Source organism: Microcoleus sp. B4-C1, from assembly GCF_036705285.1.
Taxonomy (GTDB): domain Bacteria; phylum Cyanobacteriota; class Cyanobacteriia; order Cyanobacteriales; family Microcoleaceae; genus Microcoleus.
In genome coordinates this window covers 1-6,010 of the sequence record NZ_JAUBUC010000164.1, presented here as the reverse complement: position 1 = coordinate 6,010, position 6,010 = coordinate 1, and the positions used below count along the sequence as shown (strand labels likewise).

Sequence of the window (6,010 nt, the reverse complement as noted above, 5' to 3'; positions counted from 1 at the left end):
TACAACAAACTACATTGAAATTTAGTCGGATTTAACTGTAGCATATTTTGGGTTCCAGTTAAGATGCGTTTACCCTGTGATAGGATGTCGGTAGCATTTTTTAGGATAAGCTAGCCTGTCACAATTCGGCGGTCGATTTTTTTTTCACAACGAAGCTCAACCTTTGCCCCATCTGGGTTTCAAGTGGGCTTGTCACCCCGCCAGCCGGTAATAAGAACTTTTGTCATTTTTTAGTCACATTTACTTGTGACTCTAAAAGATAAGAGCTTAAACGCTTAGATCTAATTTTTTCAGTCTGAGGTGAATCTACTCCAATGCTAATTAGCTCCTGGCTAATCAGTAGAAGGAAATTAATAAGGATTTTGACAGCCTTTGATGAATCACCCTTTACACCCTTTCTCTTTGAGCAAGCGCTTACCCTAACAGAACAAGAGAACGCTGTTTGCAAAGTTTTCCATTGTATTGACCTATCTCACTTGAGTCAGTACACTCCCATCACTTTTCTAAGTGCAGGAGAGGAGAAAAATCAAAAGCTATTGCAGCTTTATCAGCAGAAGTGAAGACGTGGCATATGTCAGTAGACTTTAGCTACGAAAATGGACAGCCAGGACGGGCGATTTTCCATGTATCTCGACAATGGAGATCAGACCTTATTGTTGTCGTAGAGCAACCAAAGGGTTAGCCGAGGTGCTAGTAGGGAGTGTTAGTAACTATGTCGTTCCTCATCATCCTTGCTCAATCCTGGTGATTCAAGGCGAAGCTCTTAGCGAAGCAATAGCTGCTGCCGATCGTGCTGGCTCTTCCGAATCTGTCAAACCGTCTTTTTTACCTCATTGAATTGACCAAAAACGATGAAAAACTTTTTACAACAACCTATCCGTTTTTTGATAGCAGGAGCTGCCGTAGTCCTGCTGATCGTTTCCTGTCAATCGACACCACAGGCGCAGACATCTCAATCGACACCACAGGCGCAGACATCCCCCTCGACGACTCAACCATCTGCCGTCGCATCACCGGGTGGGGAACTGAGCGCCTACCCCGCGCAACTACCGCCGTTGCCCTATGAGTATGGTGCTTTGGCGAAAGCTATTGATGCCGAAACCATGAAGCTTCATCACGATCGCCATCACGCCTCTTATGTTGAGAATCTCAATGAGGCATTAAAGCAACAGTCGAATTTGCAGAACCGTAGTGTTGAAGCTTTGCTACGTGACCTTAACAGTGTGCCGGAAGCTATTCGCACAACTGTTCAGAATAATGGGGGTGGGCATTTAAACCACACGATTTTCTGGCAAATTATGAGTCCCAATGGGGGTGGGCAACCTACTGGTGCAGTTGCTGAAGCCATCAATCAAACCTTTGGGAGTTTTGAGAACTTTAGAAAACAGTTTAACGAAGCGGGGGGCGATCGCTTTGGCAGTGGTTGGGTTTGGTTAGTTCGTAATTCCCAAGGACAACTGCAAATTACCACAACGCCCAATCAGGACAATCCGATTACCGAAGGCTTATACCCAATCCTGGGCAACGATGTCTGGGAACACGCCTATTATCTGCGCTACCAAAATCGCCGCGCTGAATATCTGACCAATTGGTGGAATGTGGTTAACTGGGAAGAAGTAAACCGACGGTTTCAACTCGCATCCCAACCATAATCGTCTAGGAGTTTGATATGAGAAGGTTGTTGATGCATAGCCCGAGCGCTGTTGCTGTTCTCTGGATTGTAGGGTATCTGTCACTAACTCTATTTCCCCTGTTGGTGCTGTTACTGCATCCGGCTCCCTCTGGACGTGGATTCTGGACTGAGTTTTCGGTAGCGCTGGGCTTTATTGGTTTGGCGATGATGGCGTTGCAATTTATCCTGACGGCCCGCGTCAATCGGATCGAAACCTCTTACGGGATTGATATCCTGCTGCAGTTTCATCGCTATACCTCACTGGTGGCATTTTTCATGGTGCTGGTACATCCAGTTATCTTATTTATTGCTCAACCGGAAACCCTACAACTACTCAACTTTCCCCAGGCGCCCTGGCGGGCGCGGATGGCAGTCTTGGGTACACTGGCATTTCTGGCAATGGTGGTGACAACCATCTGGCGCAAACCACTAAAGATCCCCTACGAACCCTGGCGAGCCTCTCACACCATTCTGGCAGTGGTGGCAGTGGGGTTCGGCTTTGCACATGCCCTCGCCGTTGGCAATTATTTAGGCTTGTTCTGGAAAGCTGTGCTATGGGGAGGCATTATTCTCGTCTCGCTCTGGCTAATCGTTTATGTGCGGTTGGTCAAACCTTGGTTGATGACTCAAAAGCCCTATGTGGTAGAGGAAGTGCTGCCACAACGGGGTGATGTCTGGACGCTGGCATTGCGTCCGCTGGGACATGAAGGCTTTACCTTTGAACCCGGTCAATTTGCCTGGTTGACGCTGAATATTACCCCGTTGAGTATGCGAGAACATCCGTTTTCGATGTCGTCTTGTGCCGATCGCGCCGATCGCATCGAGTTTGGTATCAAGGCGATCGGAGATTTCACCAAAGGCATCAAAGATGTCCAACCGGGAACGAGAGCGTATTTGGATGGGCCCTATGGGGTATTTACGACCGAGCGCTATTGGGACAGCGCTGGCTTTGTGCTGATTGCCGGTGGAGTGGGGATTACACCCATCTTCAGCATCCTGTTGACAGCGGCGGAACGAAAGGACGATCGCCCCTTTTTGCTGATCTACGCGGCTTCCTCCTGGGACGACCTGACCTATCAAGAAGAGCTAGACGCTTTAAAGGAAAAATTAGATCTATCGATCGTCTATGTGTTGCGAAAAGCTCATGACGATTGGGCAGGTGACACAGGTTATGTTGACCAAGCATTATTGGAAAAATACATTCCTCTTCATCGGGGCAGTCGGCATTACTTTGTCTGTGCGGCTCCGGTGATGATGGATGCAGTTGAGCGGGCGTTATTTGAACTAAATGTTCCCGTCACGAACGTTCACATGGAACACTTTGATTTAGCTTAATGGGGGGCTATGCGTTACAGTATCATGTTGCAACTGGTAGCAGGCACAACGCTCATTTTGTTGGGAGTTGCGGTTCTCTTTGCCTGGATTCAAACTCGAATTGAGCCTATTGATCTTAGAGAAGACAGAATTTCTAGTCCTTCTCATCACAGGCACTAAATCCATGCTTGGGATCGGCGGAACTCGATCTATTTCCCACTCGCCAATGGTGGAGCAATTTTTCGCTCAACCGCTTAGTTCTTCATCCGGTAGCTGATCAATTTGCGGACATTTTCAACCGGCATTGCTAATTCTTGGGCGATCGTTGCTTCGACCTGACTGGTTTGGGTAACAGGAAACTCGTATTCCAGCTTCTTTAAAGTTGAGTCACTGGTGTTGACAAAAATAGTGGTAACACCCAGGCTGCGATCGATTTCTGCATTTATGGTCAAGATTGTTACTGGTAATCTCCGATTTAACGGTCTATCTGCCAGTAGTTTGTTGACAGAGTTATACGGACGGCTTAGAGTTTGGGCCGCGATGAAGTTACCTGTAGTCCAGAATAAGGCTGCTACCAATGGCAGAGGTACCCAAAATTCCCAGGCAGCGCGGTGTAGAAGTGGTAGGATGCGAGGTAAAGTCATGGGAATGTTGGATTTTAGATTTAGATTGCTCGAAATAATCGGGAGAAACTACCAACATTTTAGTTAGCAACTGATTGGCATAAATCTTACCTGTGATGGATGCTTTTCCTAAATTTCTTCTCTAACATACATAAAATTTGCCGAACAATGGTTAGACGGATGCGAATTCTCCTGGTAGAAGACGATGTAGATCAACTGGAGCCACTTCAAGCTGCTCTCTCTGAGGCGGGACATATTGTCGATGGTGTAGAAGATGGGGCGACGGCCCAGTGGATTTTATCGAAGCGGGACTATGATCTGTTGATCCTTGATTGGTTATTACCTGAGATCAGTGGCTTAAGCTTATGCCAGCAATACCGCCGTCTGGGAAAAACGGCCCCGGTGTTGCTGTTGACTGCCAAAGATGCGATTGTTGACAAAATTAGCGCTTTAGACGCTGGAGCCGATGATTATCTCATCAAACCCGCCGATGTGTTTGAACTGCTGGCACGGGTGCGGGCCTTGGGACGACGATCGCCACTTTGGAAAGGGGATACTTTACAGGTTGAAGATATGACTCTACATCTATCAACGCTGACTATTGAACGGGGGGAGCAAAGTATGCAGTTATCGACTCGTGAATTTCTATTTCTAGAGTATCTGATGCGCCATCCTCGTCAGATACTCTCCCGCAGCCAAATAGAACAAGCCTTGTGGGAGTGGGGCAACGAACCTGAGAGTAATGCGATTACTGTCCTAGTGCGTCGTCTGCGGCAGCGATTGCAGATGATAGGTGCTGTCAGTTGGCTAGAAACCGTATATGGTATGGGATATCGCTTGAATCCAGATGTTTAATCGTAGCCGCCGCAATCTGGCCCACTGGTTTACGCTCTCGATGGGGGCTATTCTGATCGTGTTTGCCGGGATCATTTACTACCAGCGAGCGGTTAACAGCTTAGAAGAGTGCGATCGACTACTCTACAAAAAAGCAAGAGTCATGGCTGCCAATATTGACTATGGTTTGCGGCAGGGAAAAGAACACATCGATCTGAGTAACGTTCCGATTCTTGGTAATTATTCTCCTCCCTCTGGCAGTGAAGTTGTTTACGCTAGGTGGTATTCAGCGACTGGACAACTGCAACAGTTTTATGGGGCGCAGCCCTCGGATCGGATTCAGGCTCGCGCGGCGTTTCAAACCATTGAGTCTTCCCCCGAGTGGCTGCGACAATTAACGCTTCCGGTTGACTACAACGGACGCACGATTGGCTACCTCCAGATTGCCATCCCTTTGACGGATGCTCAGAAAACACTGAGAGAGTTACTGATTGTGATGGTGATAACATTGCCCTTGACTCTGGGCGCGATTAGTCTAGTAGGTTGGTTTTTAGGCGGATTGGCTATGCAACCGATTCAAAACGCCTATGTCCAAATGCAAAGATTTACTTCTGATGCTTCCCACGAACTAAGGGCACCGCTTGCCACCATACTCAGCAATGCCCAGGTTGGCTTACTCAGCCCAGTCGATGCCGGCCAGCCTAAGCACTCTCGATTGGAAAAGATTGCTGAAACGGCTAAGTCGATGAATCGGTTGGTGACTGATCTCTTGTTTTTAGCACGACAGGCAGGACAGTTAGATGCAAAGTCGATTCAATCGATTCACTTGAATGACCTGTTAAAAGATACGATCGCCACTTCATCAATACAGGGTGTTGCCCAGCATTTAAGCCTTCATTTAGAACTGCCTGAAGAGAGAGTTATCATCAAAGCCAATTCTGATTTATTAAAACAAGCTATCACTAATCTACTCACCAATGCCTGCAAATATACCTTACCTGAAGGAACAGTGTGGCTGCGGTTATTGACTCAATCTCATCGCATTTTAATTCAAATAGAAGATACGGGAATCGGCATTCCCGATGTAGATTTGCCACACATTTTTGACCGATTTTACCGAGTTGATGAGGTACGAACACGGAAGAAAGGCGGCTCTGGATTGGGATTGGCGATCGCCCAGCAAATTGTGGAAGCTCACGGCGGACACCTAACGGTAAGTAGCGAGGTTGGGAAAGGTTCTCTGTTTCAAATAGAACTGCCCCTGTCAATCGATTTTAGATTTTAGATTTTAGATTTTAGATTTTAGATTTTAGATTTGAAGCATTGACTTGCGCGAGATAAATTCGGGGGTTCCTTTATCGGATACAGGTTTTTTATTTCTGGACGGATGAATCACGTGGCGGGTATCCTGGATGCGGGAATTGTCATAGAAGATATCCTGCGGCTATAACGGGGACATCGAAGATTGTCACTCTTGAATCACAGTTGCGACATTGGTAACAAGTTAGAACGGAGTAGATTTTGTCAATACCCCTTTATGTAGAAATATAATTGAATAATAATGATA

Annotated in this window: 5 protein-coding genes; 4 read left to right on the top strand and 1 reads right to left on the bottom strand. The window is 46.9% G+C overall.

Features of this window, described 5'->3' with window-relative positions; all coding sequences use genetic code 11:
- Nucleotides 1-851 precede the first annotated feature (851 nt).
- On the top strand, nucleotides 852-1,652 hold the full coding sequence (locus tag QUB26_RS30965; protein WP_445299659.1) for a superoxide dismutase: 801 nt from the start codon (nucleotides 852-854) through the stop codon (nucleotides 1,650-1,652).
- A 32-nt stretch (nucleotides 1,653-1,684) separates the two neighbouring features.
- A complete protein-coding gene (locus QUB26_RS30960) occupies nucleotides 1,685-3,007 on the top strand; it encodes a ferric reductase-like transmembrane domain-containing protein (protein ID WP_333240160.1) in 1,323 nt (440 codons plus the stop codon).
- A gap of 233 nt (nucleotides 3,008-3,240) precedes the next feature.
- Here QUB26_RS30960 and QUB26_RS30955 read toward each other — a convergent pair whose 3' ends face one another.
- Nucleotides 3,241-3,630: a hypothetical protein gene (locus QUB26_RS30955; RefSeq protein ID WP_333056441.1), complete on the bottom strand. Its 390-nt coding sequence runs from the start codon at nucleotides 3,628-3,630 to the stop codon at nucleotides 3,241-3,243.
- 159 nt (nucleotides 3,631-3,789) lie between these two features.
- Here QUB26_RS30955 and rppA point away from each other — a divergent pair, with 159 nt between their 5' ends.
- Nucleotides 3,790-4,464: a two-component system response regulator RppA gene (gene rppA, locus QUB26_RS30950; RefSeq protein ID WP_333056440.1), complete on the top strand. Its 675-nt coding sequence runs from the start codon at nucleotides 3,790-3,792 to the stop codon at nucleotides 4,462-4,464.
- The gene (locus QUB26_RS30945) at nucleotides 4,457-5,728 is read left to right on the top strand and encodes a HAMP domain-containing sensor histidine kinase (RefSeq protein ID WP_333240162.1); all 1,272 of its coding nucleotides are present in this window, start codon (nucleotides 4,457-4,459) and stop codon (nucleotides 5,726-5,728) included. Before rppA ends, QUB26_RS30945 begins: the two co-directional genes overlap by 8 nt.
- Nucleotides 5,729-6,010 lie beyond the last annotated feature (282 nt).